The organism is Streptomyces kunmingensis, assembly GCF_039533535.1.
GTDB classification, from domain to species: domain Bacteria; phylum Actinomycetota; class Actinomycetes; order Streptomycetales; family Streptomycetaceae; genus Streptomyces; species Streptomyces kunmingensis.
Genome location: NZ_BAAATS010000027.1, coordinates 517,632 through 535,844 on the forward strand (window position 1 = coordinate 517,632; position 18,213 = coordinate 535,844).

At 71.0% G+C, this 18,213-nt stretch carries 15 protein-coding genes; 4 read left to right on the forward strand and 11 right to left on the reverse strand.

The features are described 5' to 3' along the window. Positions 1-32: 32 nt before the first annotated feature. Complete coding sequence (locus ABD366_RS30585; protein ID WP_411293705.1) at positions 33-1,778, reverse strand: diaminobutyrate--2-oxoglutarate transaminase family protein; 1,746 nt, start codon at positions 1,776-1,778, stop codon at positions 33-35. Between the two features lie 499 nt (positions 1,779-2,277). Here ABD366_RS30585 and ABD366_RS30590 point away from each other — a divergent pair, with 499 nt between their 5' ends. Together ABD366_RS30590 and ABD366_RS30595 are read left to right on the forward strand one after the other, a co-directional pair. Next, positions 2,278-3,501, forward strand: a complete 1,224-nt coding sequence (locus ABD366_RS30590; RefSeq protein ID WP_324769099.1) for a trypsin-like serine peptidase — start codon at positions 2,278-2,280, stop codon at positions 3,499-3,501. Positions 3,502-3,848: 347 nt separating this feature from the next. Further along, positions 3,849-5,045 (forward strand): trypsin-like serine peptidase, encoded by a 1,197-nt coding sequence (locus ABD366_RS30595; protein ID WP_324769098.1) that lies wholly within the window; start codon positions 3,849-3,851, stop codon positions 5,043-5,045. A 97-nt stretch (positions 5,046-5,142) separates the two neighbouring features. Here the strand turns inward: ABD366_RS30595 and hflX are convergent, their stop codons facing one another. The 6 genes from hflX to miaA form a co-directional block, all read right to left on the reverse strand. Continuing rightward, on the reverse strand, positions 5,143-6,654 hold the full coding sequence (hflX, locus tag ABD366_RS30600) for a GTPase HflX (RefSeq protein WP_324769097.1): 1,512 nt from the start codon (positions 6,652-6,654) through the stop codon (positions 5,143-5,145). A 230-nt stretch (positions 6,655-6,884) separates the two neighbouring features. Continuing rightward, positions 6,885-8,354, reverse strand: coding sequence for a M1 family metallopeptidase (locus tag ABD366_RS30605; protein WP_324769096.1), 1,470 nt, complete (start codon positions 8,352-8,354; stop codon positions 6,885-6,887). Between the two features lie 87 nt (positions 8,355-8,441). Beyond that, positions 8,442-10,565 (reverse strand): RelA/SpoT family protein, encoded by a 2,124-nt coding sequence (locus tag ABD366_RS30610; protein ID WP_324769094.1) that lies wholly within the window; start codon positions 10,563-10,565, stop codon positions 8,442-8,444. 140 nt (positions 10,566-10,705) lie between these two features. After that, complete coding sequence (dapF, locus tag ABD366_RS30615) at positions 10,706-11,575, reverse strand: diaminopimelate epimerase (protein ID WP_324769093.1); 870 nt, start codon at positions 11,573-11,575, stop codon at positions 10,706-10,708. Between the two features lie 34 nt (positions 11,576-11,609). Beyond that, the gene (locus tag ABD366_RS30620; protein ID WP_324769258.1) at positions 11,610-12,077 is read right to left on the reverse strand and encodes a hypothetical protein; all 468 of its coding nucleotides are present in this window, start codon (positions 12,075-12,077) and stop codon (positions 11,610-11,612) included. A gap of 107 nt (positions 12,078-12,184) precedes the next feature. After that, positions 12,185-13,123 (reverse strand): tRNA (adenosine(37)-N6)-dimethylallyltransferase MiaA, encoded by a 939-nt coding sequence (gene miaA, locus ABD366_RS30625; RefSeq protein WP_324769092.1) that lies wholly within the window; start codon positions 13,121-13,123, stop codon positions 12,185-12,187. A 182-nt stretch (positions 13,124-13,305) separates the two neighbouring features. Here miaA and ABD366_RS30630 point away from each other — a divergent pair, with 182 nt between their 5' ends. Both ABD366_RS30630 and ABD366_RS30635 read left to right on the forward strand, forming a co-directional pair. Further along, on the forward strand, positions 13,306-13,605 hold the full coding sequence (locus ABD366_RS30630; RefSeq protein WP_324769090.1) for a hypothetical protein: 300 nt from the start codon (positions 13,306-13,308) through the stop codon (positions 13,603-13,605). Positions 13,606-13,627: 22 nt separating this feature from the next. Beyond that, positions 13,628-13,882, forward strand: a complete 255-nt coding sequence (locus ABD366_RS30635) for an antitoxin (protein WP_324769089.1) — start codon at positions 13,628-13,630, stop codon at positions 13,880-13,882. 134 nt (positions 13,883-14,016) lie between these two features. Here the strand turns inward: ABD366_RS30635 and ABD366_RS30640 are convergent, their stop codons facing one another. Genes ABD366_RS30640 through ABD366_RS30655 form a run of 4 tightly spaced genes read right to left on the reverse strand, consistent with a single transcriptional unit; the run spans position 14,017 to position 18,202 of the window. Beyond that, a complete protein-coding gene (locus tag ABD366_RS30640) occupies positions 14,017-14,739 on the reverse strand; it encodes a class III extradiol dioxygenase subunit B-like domain-containing protein (RefSeq protein WP_324769088.1) in 723 nt (240 codons plus the stop codon). A 10-nt stretch (positions 14,740-14,749) separates the two neighbouring features. Further along, entirely contained in the window at positions 14,750-15,103 is a 354-nt protein-coding gene (locus ABD366_RS30645; RefSeq protein WP_324769087.1) for a hypothetical protein, read from the reverse strand. Positions 15,104-15,131: 28 nt separating this feature from the next. After that, positions 15,132-16,664, reverse strand: coding sequence for a tRNA (N6-isopentenyl adenosine(37)-C2)-methylthiotransferase MiaB (miaB, locus tag ABD366_RS30650; protein ID WP_324769086.1), 1,533 nt, complete (start codon positions 16,662-16,664; stop codon positions 15,132-15,134). A gap of 59 nt (positions 16,665-16,723) precedes the next feature. Further along, positions 16,724-18,202, reverse strand: coding sequence for a subtype B tannase (locus tag ABD366_RS30655; RefSeq protein WP_324769085.1), 1,479 nt, complete (start codon positions 18,200-18,202; stop codon positions 16,724-16,726). Between the last annotated feature and the right edge of the window lie 11 nt (positions 18,203-18,213).

An 18,213-nucleotide genomic window follows, 5' to 3' on the forward strand; every position in this document is an offset into this window, starting at 1 on the left:
GGGGCAGGGCGTGCCGCCGGGTACTGGTGCGGCTAGGTGCGTGCTCGGGCCACGGCGGCGATGGCGTCCGCGAGCCGGTCGACGATGGCCGCGGCCTGTTCATCGGTGATGGTCAGGGGAGGCAGGAGGCGTACGACGCTGGAGTGGCGGCCGCCGAGTTCGACGATCAGGCCCCGGTCCAGGCAGGCGTCGCGAACGGCCGCGGCCAGGTCGGGAGCGGCGGGGAGCGGTGTGGCCAACGGTTCGCCGAGGAGGGCGTCGGCCGTGAAGTCGGCGATGTCGACGCCGTCAGCGGTGCGCGCGGTGGGGTCGGTGGGCCCGGTGGGCCCGGTGGGGTCGGTGTAGGCCGTACCGGTGGCATCCGGGCCGGTGATACGCGGACCTGCGGCGCCCGAGCCGGTGGTACCCGGTCCGGTGGTACCCGAGCCGACGGCGCCCGAGCCGGTGATACGCGATCCTGCAGCGCCCGCGCCGGCGGTACCCGGTCCGGCGCTACCCGGTCCGGCGGCACCCGAGCCGGCGGCACCCGAGCCGGCGGTATTCGGGTGAGCCGCACCCGGGCGGCCGACGGCGTTCGGACCGGTGGAGGCCCGGCGAGCGCCCTCCGGGTCCACCAGTTCGACTCCGATCATCAGGCCTCGGCCTCGTACGTCACCGATGCACGGGTATTCCGTGGCGAGGGCCCGGAGTTGGCCGATCATGCGGGTGCCGAGTTCGGCGGCACGTTCGGCGAGGCCGTTCTCGCGCACGTAGGCCAGGGTCGCCGTGCCGGCGGCCATCGCCAGTTGGTTGCCGCGGAAGGTGCCCGCGTGGGCGCCGGGGCCCCAGACGTCGAGGTCGTCGCGGTAGACGATCACGGCGAGCGGGAGGCTGCCGCCGATCGCCTTGGACAGGACCATCACGTCGGGTACGACGCCGCTGTGGTCGACGGCCCAGAAGGCGCCGGTCCTGCCGACGCCGGTCTGCACCTCGTCGGCGATCAGTGGGATCGAGCGGGACTCGGTGATCGCCCGCATGCGGCGCAGCCAGGTGTCGGGGGCGGGGTTGACACCGCCTTCCCCCTGCACCGGTTCGAGGATCATGCCCGCCGGGTGCGGCACTCCCGATTTGGTGTCGTCGAGGAGCGACTCGGTCCAGCGGGCGGCTAGTTCGGCTCCGCGTGGGCCGCCGATGCCGAAGGGGCAGCGGTAGTCCTGCGGATAGGGCAGCCGGGCGACCCGTACGTCCTGCGCCCCGCCCGACGCTTCGAGGGCTCCGGCGGTCATCCCGTGGTACGCGCCGGTGAAGGCGAGGAGGCCCTGGCGGCCGGTGGCGGTGCGGACCAGTTTCAGGGCGGCCTCGACGGCGTCCGTTCCGGCGGGCCCGCAGAACTGGATGCGGGCCCTGTCGGCGAGGGCGCGTGGCAGCGTACGGAACAGCTCGGTGGTGAAGGCGTCCTTGACGGGTGTGGCCAGGTCGAGGACGTGCAGCGGCGCACCCGAGTCGAGCACCTTGCGGATGGCTTCGAGCACCACGGGGTGGTTGTGGCCGAGGGCGAGGGTGCCCGCGCCGGAGAGGCAGTCCAGATAGCGGCGGCCGTCGGCCCCCTCGATGGTGAGGCCTCGGGCCCGCACCGGCACGATCGGCAGGGCACGCGCGTAGGTGCGCGCCGCGGACTCCCGGGCGGACTGGCGGCGCAGGATGCCTTCGTGCACGGCGCTTTCGCGTGCGGCTGCCTTGCGCACCTCCCCGTCGTAGGGGGTGGGCACCGTCAGGGGCGCAGGGTCGGTCACGGCCACGGTTGCTGGTCCTCCCGCTGGAGATACGGCCGACTAATGTTGTCAACTTACCTTTGTGCGGGGCGAGTTGGCAGGTACAGCATCGAAGGACCGCCCTGGCGGCACACCAGGACGGTTCGAGGGCTGAGCGCCGACTGCGGTTCCCCCGGACGCACTAACGACGAGGGAGCGAGAGGAACACGGGCCGCTCGCAGACTCGTGACGAGACCTGCGCCACAGATCGTCTCCGCCGAGGGCCCCGGTGCGGCACCGGTGTGCGGCAGGGCCGGCCCGGGGTGAACGCCGGCCGCGGATCCCGCGTACGTACCGAAGACGCGGAGCGGAGGTGGCGGTTCGTAGCTGGGTCATGATCCGTCCGTGACGGAACCGTTGCGGTCCCGTCGGTCGTCCCCGACGGCACCGGCATAGTGTGGGGTGCCGTTCGGGGAGGGGCCGCACCGCTCGTCCACCGCACCTGTTCGGCAGTGCACTGATCTCGAAGCCCAGGGGGATTCACACCATGCGACCCATACGCCCGCTGTTCGCCGCTCGCCGCGCCCGGAGCGTACGCGGCAGAACGTCCCCCGTGGCGGCGGCCGTTGCCCTTGGCGCGGCGCTCGCCCTCACCGCTACCGCGTGCGGTCCGAGCGAGGACGAGGCGAGCGACAAGGCGACGTCCTCCGCGGCCGCGGGCGATGGCTCGTTCAAGATCCCGGACAACATCAAGGACAAGCTCAAAGAACACGGGATCGATCCGGACAAATGGAAGAACGGCGAGTGGAAGAACTGGGACAGGGACAAGTGGCTGCGTGAGGCGCAGGACTTCGTCAACCCGATCATCGACGGTCTGTGGGACTCGGACCGGATGCGTGACGCCGACAAGAACCCGGGCGGCGAGGTCGACGAGAACGACCTCTCCGGCGACCAGGGGGTGACGGACCCGACGCCGCAGCCGGTGGAGGCGGCGGCCGCCGCGAGTCCGTACCACGACAGTGCGCCGTACGCGGGGAAGTTGTTCTTCGACGGGCCCGAGGGGTCGATGGTGTGCTCGGCCACCGTGGTCTCGGACCCTGCCCACCCGGGCAAGTCCGACATGCTCTGGACGGCCGGTCACTGTGTGCACGCCGGCAAGAGCGGCGGCTGGTACCGCAACATCGCGTTCGTCCCCTCGTACAACAACGACGGCAAGAGCGCCGAGGAGTTGCAGGGGGCGCCGAAGGACGAAGTCGCTCCGTTCGGTGTGTGGTGGGGCGACTGGGCACAGACGTCCGACCAGTGGATCGAGCAGGGTGGCCCGACCGGTGGTGCGGGGGCGCCGTACGACTTCGCCGTCATCCATGTGACGCCGGAGAAGGGCGGCTCGGGCAAGTCGCTCGAGGAGACGGTCGGTTCGTCGCTTCCGGTGAACTTCAACGCGCCGACGGTGGCGAGCATCTCCCAGCTGACGGCGAAGGGCTACCCGGCGGCGCCGCCGTTCGACGGGCAGAAGCTGTTCCAGTGCGCGGACAAGCCGGGGCGTCTGTCGCTGAACTCGACGGACCCGACGATGTACCGGGTCGGCTGCACGATGACCGGTGGTTCGTCCGGCGGCGGCTGGGTCGGGCAGGGTCCCGACGGCAAGCCCGCGCTGGTGTCCAACACCTCGATCGGCCCGGTGACGGCGGGCTGGCTCGCCGGTCCGCGGCTCGGCAAGGAAGCCAAGGGCATCTACGACGCCGTGAGCAAGAAGTTCGCCGGCCAGTAGTACGGCCCGCGTCGGTGTCCGGGCAGGTCAGTGACGTAAGGAACCCGGTCCGGACACCGGTGTGAACCAGTACGAACGGCAGGCGGGGTGCCGCGTCCTCCACCACCCCGCCGCCGTGACTCGCCACGCGCCGCCGCCAGAACCTTCACCGCTCCGCCGCTGTTCGTCCCCGACTCCACGGGCATAGTGGGGTGCTGTGTCGAAACGGGTGCGCGCGGACGCCCGCCCCGCATCAATGACACGCACATGACAGACACGCGCTCATGACAGACATCGCGCCGGCGCCGCGCCGTGGTCCCGCATCACGAGCACGCCGGGCGCCGTTTTACTTCGGGGGTACTCGCACCATGCGTTCCACACGTCCGTCCGCCGTGCGCGGCCGGGGGCGGCGCTCCGTCCTCGCCGCGACCGGGATCGCCGCCGCTCTGGCGCTCACCGCCACTGCTTGCAACGACGGCGAGGACAGTGCCGCGGCCAAGCCGGCCGCCGCTTCCTCGCAGGGGTCGCAGAGCGGTGCCGAGCTGCCGGCCGACATCGCCGACAAGCTGAAGAAGCACGGCATCGACCCCGACAAGTGGGAGAGCGGCGCCTGGAAGAACTGGGACAAGGACGACTGGCTGCGTGAGGCCAAGGACTTCGTCAACCCGGTCATCGAGGGGCTGTGGAAGCCCGAGCGGATGAAGTCCGCCGAGGAGCCGAAGAAGACGATCGCGGCGAAGGACTACGCGAGCGACCAGGGCGTCTCCGACCCGGAGCCCGCGCCCGTCCGGGCACAGGCCGAGAAGGTTCCGTACCACGAGAACGCGGCACCGGTCGGCAAGGTCTTCTTCGACTCCCCCGAGGGGTCGATGGTCTGCTCCGGCACCGTCGTGAAGGACCCGCGCAACCCGGGCCGGTCGAACCTGGTGTGGACGGCGGGCCACTGTGTGCACGCGGGTTCGGCGGGTGGCTGGTACCGCAACATCGCGTTCGTGCCGTCCTACAACGACCAGGGCAAGTCGGCGAACGCGCTGCGCAACGCGACGCAGACGGAGATCGCCCCGTACGGCACCTACTGGGCCGACTGGGCCTCCACCTCCAACGAGTGGATCGGCCAGGGCGCCGAGTCCGGCGGCGCGGGTGCGCCGTACGACTTCGCGGTGCTGCACGTGAAGCCGGAGCAGGGCACCAAGTCCCTGGAGGAGACGGTCGGCAACGCGCTGGACGTGGACTTCTCGGCGCCGTCCGTCCAGACGGTCGATTCGATGGGCGCGTGGGGCTACCCGGCTGCCCCGCCGTTCGACGGGCTGCTCATGAACAAGTGCCTCGACCGGCCCGGCCGGCTCTCGCTCAGCCCCGAGCAGCCGACGATGTACCGCATCGGCTGCACGATGACGGGCGGTTCGTCGGGCGGCGGCTGGTTCCGTGTCCGTGACGGCAAGACCGTCCTGGTGTCGAACACATCGATCGGCCCGGCCGCCAACACGTGGCTCGCCGGACCGCAGTTGGGCCAGGAGGCCCAGCAGGTCTTCGACATGATGAGCGAGAAGTACGGCAGCCGGTAAGACGGCAAGGCGATAGCAAGGAGCCCCGTCCGGGCGGACCCGGACGGGGCTCCTTCACTTCATGCACGTCGAGCCAGGCCTGCAGGGCCGGTCGGCGTCAGCGCGTGCCCGCCGCCGTCGGAACGTACGGCGCGAGGTCCGCCGCCAGTTCCTCGTGGACGCGCGCCTTCAGGAGCGTGCCCTCCGGGGTGTGCTCCTCGGAGAGCACCTCACCGTCGGTGTGCGCCCGCGCGACGAGCCCGCCGTGCGTGTACGGGACGAGCGCCTCGATCTCGACCGCGGGTCGCGGCAGTTCGACGTCGATGAGCGCGAGCAGCTCCTCGATGCCGGCGCCTGTACGGGCGGAGACGGCGATCGCGCGCTTCTCCTGGCGCATCAGTCGCTGAAGCACCAGCGGGTCGGCCGCGTCCGCCTTGTTGATCACCACGATCTCGGGGACCTTGGTGGCCCCGACGTCGCGGATGACCTCGCGTACGGCGGCGAGCTGCTCCTCGGGCACCGGGTGCGAACCGTCGACCACGTGCAGGATCAGGTCGGAGTCGCCGACCTCCTCCATCGTGGAGCGGAACGCCTCGACGAGGTGGTGCGGCAGATGGCGGACGAATCCGACCGTGTCGGCCAGCGTGTAGAGCCGGCCGCTCGGGGTCTCGGCCCGGCGCACGGTCGGGTCGAGGGTGGCGAACAGCGCGTTCTCCACCAGTACGCCCGCGCCCGTGAGGCGATTGAGCAGGGAGGACTTGCCCGCGTTCGTGTAGCCGGCGATCGCGACCGACGGCACCTTGTTCCGCCGGCGCTCCTGGCGCTTGATCTCGCGGCCGGTCTTCATCTCCGCGATCTCACGGCGCATCTTGGCCATCTTCTCGCGGATCCGGCGCCGGTCCGTCTCGATCTTGGTCTCACCGGGGCCACGGGTCGCCATGCCACCGCCGGAGCCGGAGGAGCCACCGCCACCCATCTGCCGGGAGAGTGACTGGCCCCAGCCGCGCAGCCGCGGCAGCATGTACTGCATCTGCGCGAGCGCGACCTGCGCCTTGCCCTCTCGGGACTTGGCGTGCTGGGCGAAGATGTCGAGGATCAGGGCGGTCCGGTCGACCACCTTGACCTTGACGACGTCTTCGAGGTGGATGAGCTGGCCGGGGCTCAGCTCACCGTCGCACACGACGGTGTCGGCGCCGGTCTCGAGGACGATGTCCCGCAGCTCCTGGGCCTTGCCCGAGCCGATGTACGTCGCCGCGTCGGGCTTGTCCCGGCGCTGGATGACGCCGTCGAGCACCAGGGCGCCCGCGGTCTCGGCGAGGGCGGCCAGCTCCGCGAGAGAGTTCTCCGCGTCGTCGACCGTGCCCGACGTCCAGACGCCGACGAGGACCACGCGCTCCAGGCGGAGCTGGCGGTACTCGACTTCGGTGACGTCCTCGAGCTCGGTGGAGAGACCCGCCACGCGGCGCAGGGCCGCGCGCTCGGAGCGGTCGAACTGATCGCCGTCCCGCGCTGTGTCGATCTCATGGCTCCAGGCGACGTCCTCTTCCATCAGGGCATCGGCCCGAAGACCTTCGGTGTGGTTCTGCGCGAAGCTCTGCTCGTCCTGGGAAGGGGAAGAAGAGGAGGTCATTGGATCCTTACGTCGCTGGGAGTGTGGCTGACTGCTCGGTACATGTGACGGACGCCTCGTCCGTCATCACTGACAACGCTCGACCCCGCTCCGGGATTCCCGGAAGAGGCGATTCCCCGGAAGAGCCGATCAGAGCGACCTTATGGCCCGCGCCGCCGATGGCAAGATGTTCGCACGGGACGGGCCGTCTCGTCACCCGAGTTATTTCCCGTGATTGCCGGGTCGAAGCCTCACCGCGCGCCCTGCTTCTGCTCCGGCTTGGACTTCCAGTCCGGGTGCCCGGGCATCGGCGGCGTCTTCTCCCCGTAGAGCCAGGCCTGGAAGAAGCCGCTCAGGTCGCGTCCGGCTACCTGTGAGGCGAGCGTGACGAAGTCGGCGGTCGTGGCGGTGGAGTCCCGGTGCGTGCTCACCCACCTGCGCTCCAGCCGCTCGAAGGCCTCCTTGCCGATGTCCTGGCGCAGCGCGTAGAGGACCAAGGCGCTGCCGTCGTAGACGACCGGCCGGAAGATGCTGATCTTCTCGCCGTCCTTGGGGCCCTTGGGTGCGGCGGGCGGGCCGCCGGCCGCGCGCCAGCCGTCGGAGGCCGTGTAGGCGTTGCGCATCCGCTTCTCCATGGGCGCGTGCGCCTTCTCCTCGGTGTACAGGGCCTCGTACCAGGTGGCATGCCCTTCGTTGAGCCAGAGGTCGGACCAGGTGCGGGGGCTGACGCTGTCGCCGAACCACTGGTGCGCCAGTTCATGGACCATGATCGATTCGACGTACCACTTCGGGTACTCGGGTCGTGTGAAGACGTCCCGCTCGAAGAGGGAGAGCGTCTGCGTCTCGAGTTCGAAGCCGGTGTTGGCCTCGGCGATGAGCAGGCCGTAGTTCTCGAAGGGGTAGGGGCCGACCTTGCCTTCCATCCAGGCGATCTGGCCGGGCGTCCTGGCGAGCCAGGGTTGCAGCGCCTTCGTGTCCTTGGCAGGAACGACATCGCGTACGGGCAGGCCGTGCGGGCCCTTCTGGTGCAGGACGGCCGAGCGGCCGATGGAGACCTGGGCCAGTTCGGTGGCCATGGGGTGGGCGGTGCGGTAGACCCAGCTGGTGGTGGGGCCGGAGCGGGTCGTCGCGACGGGCAGCCCGTTGGCCACCGCTTGCAGGTTCTTCGGGGCGGTCACTCGGAACGTGAAGTACGCCTTGTCCGAGGGGTGGTCGTTGCTGGGGAACACGCGGTGCGCGGCGTCCGCCTGGTTCGCCATGGCGAGCCCGTCCTTGGTGCGGAGCCAGCCGACGTCCTGCTTGCCCGGCATCGGGTTGCTGGTGTGGCGCACGGTGATGTGCAGGGGCAGGCCCGGCAGCACCGGCCGGGCGGGCGTCACGACCAGGTCCTCCTGGCTGGTCGCGAAGCGCGCGGGCTCCCCGTTGACCTCCACGGAGCTCACCGTTCCGTGCGAGAAGTCGAGGTTGACCCGCTCCAGCCGGTCGGTCGCTTGGGCGTCGATCTTGGTGACGGCGGCGAGCGGCTTGCTGTTGTCGCCTCCGTAGGTGAAGGCGATGTCGTACGACCTGACGTCGTACCCGGGGTTGCCCAGGTGCGGGAAGAGGCGGTCGCCGATGCCGAGCGGGGTGGCCGACTGCGGCGCGCCCGCCGCGAGGAGGGCGACGGAGGCACCTGCGGCGAGCAGCGCGGCGGTGCGGGGCGTTCGGGAGCTGAGCAGCATGAACTACGGCTATCAGCGTGTCGCCCCACGGCGGGGGCGGTACACGCCGCACCCACCCGAACGAGACCCCCGGGGCCCGCGACGGGCTCAGAGAGCGCCGGTCGCCGCGTGCTGTGCGCGCCCCACGTCGAACACCCCCGGCACGTTGCGCATCGCCCGCATGAGCCCCGGCAGATGCGCGGCGTCCGGGAGTTGCAGCGTATACGTGTGCCGGACGCCGCCCTGGGTGGGCGGTTCGACGGTCGCCGAGATGATGGCGACGCCCTCCAGCGCTATGGCTTCCGTGAGGTCCGCCAGGAGATGCGGGCGGCTGAACGACTCGGCGACCAGCGTCACGCGGTACTCGGCGGTCTCCTCGTCGGCCCAGCGCACGTCGACCTCCGCGCGCCCGTCGTCCTTCATGCGCGCCACCCCGGGGCACGCGACACGGTGCACGGTGAAGACACCGCCGCGTACGGCGAAGGCCGTGATCTCGTCGGGCGGTACGGGCGTACAGCAGCCGGCCAGACGCACGGCGGCGCCCGGCTGGTCGACCAGCGCGTTGGCCGCGGCGGGCCGCACGGAAGGCCCGCTGTAGGGCGCGCGCGGGGCCGCTTCGGGGGCGCTGGGGCCCTCGGGGTGGGCGGTCAGCCAGCGCCGGATGGCGATGCGTGCGGCGGGCGTACGGGCGTGGTCGAGCCAGTCGCGGGAGGGTTCGGAGGCGGCGGCGCCCTCCATGCGGTCCATCAGGAGCTGCACCGTGTCGCCGTCGACGAGGACCGTGCCGAGCGTCGCCAGGCGGCCGTTGACCCGCGCGCCGATGCAGGCGTGGGCGTCCTCGCCGTACTGGGCGTACGCGGCGTCGACGCAGCTGGCGCCGGCGGGCAGGCCGATGGTGCCGCCGTCCGGCCGGAAGACGGTGATCTCGCGGTCCTGGGCGAGGTCCTCGCGCAGCGTCGACCAGAACATGTCGGCGTCGGGTGCGGACTGCTGCCAGTCGAGGAGGCGGGAGAGCCAGCCGGGGCGCGTGGGGTCGGCGCGCTCTCCGTCCGTGTCCAGGTGCTCCTCGCCGGACGGCGTGTACGGATTGCCGAGGGCGACGACACCCGCCTCCGCCACCTTGTGCATCTGATGCGTACGGATGAGGACTTCGGCGACCTCGCCGTCGCCGCGGGCGACGGCGGTGTGCAGCGACTGGTACAGGTTGAACTTCGGTACGGCGATGAAGTCCTTGAACTCCGAGACCACCGGGGTGAAACAGGTGTGCAGTTCTCCGAGGACGCCGTAACAGTCCGCGTCCTCCGAGACGAGGACGAGGAGCCGGCCGAAGTCGGAGCCGCGCAGCTCACCGCGCTTGCGGCGGACCCGGTGGACGGAGACGAAGTGCCGGGGCCTGATGAGGACCTCGGCGCTCAGGCCCGCCTCGCGCAGCACACCGCGCACCTCTTCGGCGATCGCGGCGAGGGGGTCGTCCTCGCGTGCCGCGTTGGCCGCCATGAGGGCGTGGGTCTGCGTGTACTCCTCGGGGTGCAGGATCGCGAAGACGAGGTCCTCGAGTTCGGTCTTCAGGGCCTGGACGCCGAGCCGCTCGGCGAGCGGGATGAGGACATCGCGGGTGACCTTCGCGATCCGTTCCTGTTTCTCCTGCCGCATGACGCCGAGGGTGCGCATGTTGTGCAGGCGGTCGGCGAGTTTGATCGACATGACGCGCACGTCGTTGCCGGTGGCGACGAGCATCTTGCGGAAGGTCTCGGGTTCGGCGGCCGCGCCGTAGTCGACCTTCTCCAGTTTGGTGACGCCGTCGACGAGATAGGCGACCTCCTCGCCGAACTCGGTGCGCACCTGGTCGAGGGTGACGTCCGTGTCCTCGACGGTGTCGTGGAGGAGGGAGGCGGTCAGGGTCGTGTTCTCCGCGCCCAGTTCGGCGAGGATCAGCGTCACCGCGAGCGGGTGCGTGATGTAGGGCTCGCCGCTCTTGCGCATCTGGCCGCGGTGCGAGGACTCGGCCAGTACATAGGCGCGGCGCAGCGGGTCGAGATCGGCGTCGGGGTAGTGGGCGCGGTGCGCTTCGACCACGTGCCCGATGGCGTCGGGAAGGCGGCCGCGGGAGGCAGATCCGAGGAGTGCGGCGCGGCCCAGACGTCGCAGGTCGATCCGGGGGCGGCCACGCCTGCGGTGTACTCCGGGCGTGATCGGCCCTGGGGTGGCGGGGTTGGTCGCCTCCGCGCTCATGAGCACCTCCGGCTTTCTCGACCCGGCGGCGGGCTGGCGGGGGTACCCGTCCGGACCGGTGCTTGATGCTACCGAGCCCATCACGTGGCTCGGTCCCGCTCTCGCCCAGCGTGAAACGGATCACCCATTCGAGCGACGGTTCACGGGTTTACGGTTTCGATAGCCGCGAACCAGTCCGTGTCGATCATGCCCTCGGCCACGATCACGGCCGGCCCGGTCATCTCGATCTCGCCGCCGGGCCGCTCGGTGATCGTGAGCCGGCCGCCGGGCAGATCGATGTCGTACGTGACGGGCGCCCCGGTCAGGGCCGGGTCGAGGCCGTCTCTGCGGGCCGCTGCGACGGCCACGGCGCAGGCACCGGTGCCGCAGGAGCGGGTCTCGCCCGAGCCGCGCTCGTGCACGCGCATGGCGACGTGCCGCGGGCCGCGGTCGACGACGAATTCGACGTTCACACCCTGCGGGTAGGCGTTCGCCGGAGCAAAAGGGGGCGGGTCGTAGAGGGTGCCCGCGTGCGCCAGGTCGTCCACGAAGGCCACGGCGTGGGGGTTGCCCATGTTCACGTTCGTCGCGGGCCAGGTGCGCTCGCCGACCGACACGGTGACGGCGCCCTCGGGCAGCGCCGCCTTGCCCATGTCGACCGTGATCAGGCCTTCCTTGTCGATGTGGACGCGCTTGACGCCGCCGCGCGTGGCCACGGCGACGTCGCCCTCGCCCACGTGCCCGGCGTGCTGGAGGTAGCGGGCGAAGACCCGGACTCCGTTGCCGCACATCTCGGCGATCGAGCCGTCCCCGTTCCGGTAGTCCATGAACCACTCGGCCTCGGCCGCCATGGCACGCGCCTCGGGGTGGGCGGCGGAGCGCACGACGTGCAGGACGCCGTCGCCGCCGATTCCGGCGCGGCGGTCGCACAGCGCGGCCACCGCGGCCGCGGAGAGCTCGATGCCGTTCTCCGGGTCCGGGATGATCACGAAGTCGTTCTGCGTCCCGTGGCCCTTGAGGAAGGTGGTCATTTCCCGATCGTACGAGATACGTCCGACGCCGCGGTCAGCGGAGTCGCGCCACCCGCCAGACGGCCAGGACCGCCACCGCCGCCACCACGACCACGTACGCGCCCACGACGCGCCAGTCCGGCCACCGGCCCGAGCCGCGCGGCGGGAAGCCCGGCAGCGTGTAGCCCACCCGGCGGGCCGCCATCATGCCCCAGCCGGCCGCGCACGAGCTGATCAGCAGGCCGAGCATCGCGACGACCGCGCCACCGTCGCCGAACTCGAAGAACAGCGGGAACGCGAACATCAGTGAGCCGACGGTGGCCAGGATCACGATGGGGGCGAGCTGCCAGATGCGGAGCCTGCGCTGCGGGCGCAGCTCGATCTCGACCTCGGCCGCCTCGTCCTGCGCGGTGAGCTCGTCGGCGGTCGGCCCGTCGGCGATGACGCCGTCCGGGATCGCCTCTGGACCGTCGGGGCTCAACTGCTCCCCGCCCGGTGCGGTGTCACGAGGGCCGGCCTCCATCGCCACGCGCCCTCCCACTTCGGACTCCACTGGTCGATCGATGGTCGATGATGGCACGGCCGAAGAGGCCGGGATGACGGCCGGAGCTTCCCGATGCCATCACGTGATCAGGCTGTAACCGGTCGTTCGACCAACGCGATTGCCCGGTCCTGGAGTTCCCCGCGCTCGGCGACGGCCCCACTGAGCCAGTGCACCCGTGGGTCACGCCTGAACCACGAGTCCTGGCGGCGCGCGAAGCGCTTGGTGGCGCGGACCGTCTCCGCACGCGCCTCTTCCTCGGTGCACTCCCCCGCGAGAGCCGCGAGTACCTGCTGATAGCCGAGCGCGCGCGACGCCGTGCGGCCCTCGCCCAGGCCCTGGGCCGCCAGAGTGCGCACCTCGTCTACGAGACCCGCCTCCCACATTCGGTCGACGCGTGTGGTGATGCGGTCGTCGAGTTCGGGGCGCGCTACGTCGACGCCGATCTGGACGGTGTCGTAGACGGAGTCATGTCCCGGCAGGTTGGCCGTGAACGGCTTTCCGGTGATCTCGATGACTTCGAGGGCGCGCACGATGCGCCGGCCGTTGCTCGGCAGGATCGCGGCACCGGCCTCCGGGTCCGCCGCGGCGAGGCGGGCGTGCAGGGCGCCGGAGCCGCGCATCGCCAGCTCCTCCTCCAGGCGGGCGCGGATCTCGGGGTCGGTACCGGGGAACTCCATCTTGTCGACGGCGCCGCGTACGTAGAGTCCGGAGCCGCCGACGAGGACGGGCCAGCGGCCCTCGGCGAGGAGGCGGTCGATCTCGGCGCGGGCGAGCCTCTGGTACTCGGCGACGCTCGCGGTCACCGTGACGTCCCAGATGTCCAGGAGGTGGTGCGGGATCCCGGCGCGCTCCTCGGGCGTCAGCTTGGCGGTGCCGATGTCCATCCCTCGGTACAGCTGCATGGAGTCGGCGTTGACGACCTCGCCGCCGAGCTCCTTGGCGAGGAAGACACCGAGATCTGACTTTCCGGCCGCGGTCGGACCGACGACGGCGATGACCCGCGGGGCGGGAGCTGCGCTACTCACCGCCCCAGTCTCGCAAACCCGGGGGTCACTTCTCGAACGAGCTACGTGACGCCACGGGTCCGGGTTCGTTGCCTGTTGCGAGGTTCCAGCCGCCGGTTTCGAGGACCGGTGACCCGGGCGACGCAATGGGACGCACCGGGCAGGGCGGGATTTCGCCCACACGAGTAACGTATGGAGTTGAAATGGGCGTTTTTGCCATGTTTCGCCGGAAGGCCAAGGACAGCGACGCGGCGTCGGCTGCCGAGACGCAGGCCGCCCCTGTGACCGCCGAGGCGGAGCCGGAGGGCCAGGAGGGCGCCGAGGGCGCGACGTCCCCGTCCGAGGCCGTCGCCGGGGCTTCCACGGCCGAGGAGAAGGCCGGGGTGACCGAGGCCGGCGAGACGGCCGAGGCCGCCGCTGCGGAGAACGTGGAGATTCCGAAGCAGCAGTCCGCGGAACAGGCCGCCGACAACGAGGCGGCCGACGAAAGCGTCCGTAAGTAGCTTCCGCGAGGAAAGGTGTTCCATGGGCTTCCTGGACAACTTGAAAGCCAAGCTCGGCCCCGCCAAGGACAAGGTCTCCGACCTCGCGCAACAGCACGGGGACAAGATCGACCAGGGTCTGGACAAGGCCGCCCGAGCGGTCGACGGCAAGACCAAGGGCAAGTACAGCGACAAGATCCAGCAGGGTACGAGCAAGGCGAAGGACGCTCTGGACCGTCTGTCCGCACCGGACGGAAAGGACGGCGGTAAGCCGCCGTCACCCCCCGCGGCCTCCTGACGCCGCACCCGCGCACATGGCCGACGGCCGCGAAGCCCTCGGGTTTCGCGGCCGTCGCCGTCTCCCGTGGGCCGGAGGCGCTGGATGTACTGATCACGAGCGCTGGGCACTACAGCGACTCGGCCGCGGCAGCGCTACGTCCAAGAGGCCACGAAGTAGCCCACTCCGTAGGGCGCGTCCTCGTACAGGAGGCGGCCCGTGCCGTCGTCGCCGTGGTCCTGGGACCAGGCCGCGGAGAGGAGTTGCCAGGGCGCGCGGCCGGAGATCTTCAGCTCGGCGGCGAGCCCGGCGTCCAGCTGGGCCAGGTAGCCGTCCCGGTCGAGGGTGCGCAGGGACTCCGCGATCCGTGAGTCGACCCCGTCGGCGCGCTCGTCCAGGTACCCGGGGGCCTTCACCGTGCGGCAGGCGGTGCCGTCGCCCATGACCAGGAAGCCCACGCGCTCCTTGCCCGTGCGGCCCTCGCCGAGGCGCCACGCGCCGTCCGCGCCGGCGAACGCCGAGTCGTCCGGCGCCACCTCGTGACCGCGGGTCTCGCCGGTCCACCCCGCGCGCGTGAGGAGCCAGGCGCCCACGGCCAGGGACGGCGCGAGCGTGACGTCGGCGGACTCGTCCGGTGCTCCGAGGTACACGTCGAGGTCGACGCCGAAGGGGCGGAACGAGCCTCGGGCACCAGGGCGGTGGACACCGGGGCGCGGGCCCTGGCCGATCACCCACACCAGGTCGGGGCCGGCGGCGAGGACCGCGCCGATCGCCTCGTCGCACGCCTCGCGCGCGGCGTCCAGCTCGGGGGCGGCGCCGGCCGCGACCTCCGGTACGAGCAGAGGCGGACAGGGGCAGACGGCTGCGGCGACAAGCATGATCGGCAGCTTACTGGTCGGGTGCCCGCCAGACGTCGGGGACGGCGTCCCCGGCCTCCGCAGCGCCCGCGGACGGGTGGCCCGGCGCCGGCCCGTCGGTGCTCCAGACCAGCTCGCTGAGGCAGTACCGCAGGTGATAGGTGGCCAGCTTGCCCTCGATCTGCACGTGGTAGACGTCCGGGTCCTGCCGGAACACCTCGCGGCGCTGCTGTTGCAGGGCGCGGCTGAACCGGTGCGTGCACGCCGTCTCGTACAGCCTGCGGCGGGCCTCCTCGCGGGTGGCCTCGAAGCGTGCGACCGGCTCGGCCCCGTGCGCCTCTCTCCCCTGGCTCAGTTCACGCGTGATCAGCCATGCGGTGGCCACGTGTCCCCCCTCACTCTCGTAGGCCGGCTCAGTCGACGGCGCAGCCGCCCGTGACCGCCGGCAGCGGCTCCGGTACGCCCACCTTGGGCAGGCCCAGCAGGACGCCCGGCTTCTTGTCCTGCTGTTCCTTGGTGCGCCGCTCCCAGGCGTCGCCCGCGCGCGTGGGGCGCACGTTCAGGACGGGGCCCTCGGCGAGCAGGTGGTGCGGGGCGGCGTAGGTGATCTCGACCGTGACGACGTCGCCCGGGCGGACCTCGCCGTCCGGCTTGGTGAAGTGGACCAGGCGGTTGTCGGGGGCGCGGCCGGAGAGGCGGTGCGTGGAGCCGTCCTTGCGGCCCTCGCCCTCGGCGACCATGAGCTCCAGGGTGCGGCCGACCTGCTTCTTGTTCTCCTCCCAGGAGATCTCCTCCTGGAGGGCGACGAGACGCTCGTAGCGCGCCTGGACGACCTCCTTGGGGATCTGCCCCTCCATGGTCGCGGCCGGGGTCCCGGGGCGCTTGGAGTACTGGAAGGTGAAGGCGTTGGCGAAGCGGGCCTCGCGCACGGCGTGCATCGTCTGCTCGAAGTCCTCCTCGGTCTCGCCGGGGAAGCCCACGATGATGTCGGTGGAGATCGCCGCGTCCGGCATGGCGGCGCGGACCTTGTCGATGATGCCGAGGAAGCGCTCCTGGCGGTACGAGCGGCGCATCGCCTTGAGGACCGTGTCCGAACCGGACTGCATCGGCATGTGCAGCTGCGGCATCACGTTCGGCGTCTCGGCCATGGCGGCGATCACGTCGTCGGTGAAGTCGCGCGGGTGCGGGGACGTGAAGCGCACGCGCTCCAGGCCCTCGATCTGCCCACAGGCGCGCAGCAGCTTGCTGAAGGCCTCGCGGTCGCCGATGTCGCTGCCGTACGCGTTCACGTTCTGGCCGAGCAGGGTGATCTCGCTGACGCCCTCGCCGACCAGGGCCTCGATCTCCGCGAGGATGTCGCCGGTCCTGCGGTCCTTCTCCTTGCCGCGCAGGGCGGGCACGATGCAGAAGGTGCAGGTGTTGTTGCAGCCGACCGAGATGGACACCCAGGCCGCGTACGCGCTCTCGCGGCGGGTCGGCAGCGTGGAGGGGAAGGCCTCCAGGGACTCGGCGATCTCGACCTGTGCCTCTTCCTGGACGCGGGCGCGCTCCAGGAGGACGGGCAGCTTGCCGATGTTGTGCGTGCCGAAGACGACGTCCACCCAGGGCGCCTTCTTCACGATGGTGTCGCGGTCCTTCTGGGCGAGGCAGCCGCCCACGGCGATCTGCATGCCCGGGCGCTGTGTCTTCCTCGGAGCGAGCCGGCCCAGGTTGCCGTAGAGCTTGTTGTCCGCGTTCTCGCGCACCGCGCACGTGTTGAAGACCACGACGTCGGCGTCGCCGTCGGAGCCCTCGGGGGCGCGGACGTAACCCGCGCCCTCCAGGAGGCCCGACAGGCGCTCGGAGTCGTGGACGTTCATCTGGCACCCGTAGGTGCGTACTTCGTACGTCTTGGCGGGATTGGGTGAACGGTCGTCCACGGACGGGCTCGGCTGGCTGCTGCTCATGACAACAAGGGTATGGGGTGCACAGGGGCGCCCCGAGCCGCCCCTGTGTCCTTCCCCCGCTACTTGCGGCGGTCCGCGACGGCGGCGATCCAGCGGATGAAGTCGGCGGGGTCCTGGTCGGCGCCGTGACCGGCGTCCCAGTAGTAGGCCGTGTCCACGTCGTCGCCGAGTGCGGTGAGCCGGGCGGAGAGGTTGCCCGCGACCGTGTGCGAGGTGTCGGTGTCCTTGGTGCCGAGCCGGATCCACCAGTGCCGGGAGCGGTGGCCGTTGCCTTGACCGGACAGGTGGTGCATGGGGTTCATCAGGTCGAGCTTGGCGGGCAGGTCGGGGTCGAGGCGGGCGCTGCCGCCGTTCTCGTGGCGGAGGCTGTAGAGGGTGAAGTGGCGGGCTCTGGTCGTGCCCGTGCCGAAGAGGTTGGTCTCGGGGCTGGTCATGGCGAAGTCGTCGAAGGCCGGGGCGTTCTTCTTCCGGGGGCCTACGTGGGTCAGGAAGTCGTCCCAGGTGAAGGTGGCCCGGCCGTGGGACCAGGTGATGAACGGGTTGGCGGCCAGGTAGGCGGTGCGGTCCTCGGCCGACAAGGAGGCGAGGTATTTCGTGGCCGACGGCTCCATGTAGGTCTTCAGGAGGTACGCGTCCAGGTTGCGGGCGGTGAGGGAGCCGAAACCCTTCGCCTTCAGGTGGAGCGAAGCCAGATAGTCGGCATATGTAGTCGCGAGTTCCCTGGAAGTGGTGCGGTCCACCAAGGAGCCACCACTGAGGGGGTTGCTTCCCCAGCACCACTCGTAGGCCATGTCGGCGTGCTCCAGGTCCGTGATGGGGCACCACGTGCCGGTGGCGAAGATCGCGTCCGAGGCGGGGGCCGCGCCGAGTTCCTCCAGGTAGGGACGGTAGAGCGGGCTGTCGCCCGAGGCGCCGAGCAGGGCCGAGAGGGCGCCGCCCGCGCTGACTCCGCCGGAGACGATGCGGTCCACGTCGCCGGGGACGCGCCCCTTGTTGAACCTCAGGTACCGGACGGCCGCCTTCAGGTCGACGATCACAGCGGGCGCGGTGCCGTAATACGTACCACTGGAGTCGACGAGGGTACGGCCGCGGGCGCCGGGCTCCACGACCACGTATCCGGCGGCGAGCGCGAGGCCCTGGCGGCTGGTGCCGCCGCCCATCCCGGAGGCGTTGATCCCGGTGGCGCCCGCCACCGAGGACGGCATGTACCCGCCTATCTGGTTGGCCAGCAGGATGGGCGCGCGCCCGGCGTCCACGGCCTTGCCGTCGATCGTCACCGGGACGCTGACGTTCAGGGACTGGTACGCGGGGTCCACCGGCTTCGCCACGTAGGAGGCGACCTCGGTGAAGCGGTAGACGACCTCGTGGGCGGTGCCCTCGGTGTCCTTGATGGTGGCGGTGAGCTCCGTGTACGCGTGCGGGTCGAAGACCAGGGAGGGCGGCGCGGCAGCTCTCGCCATTGAGGCAGTGGCGAGAGCGGCCGTCGGTGCCGCGGCGGCGGCCGCGGTGAGTCCCATGACCACTGTCCTGCGCTTCACGTGCGTCTCCT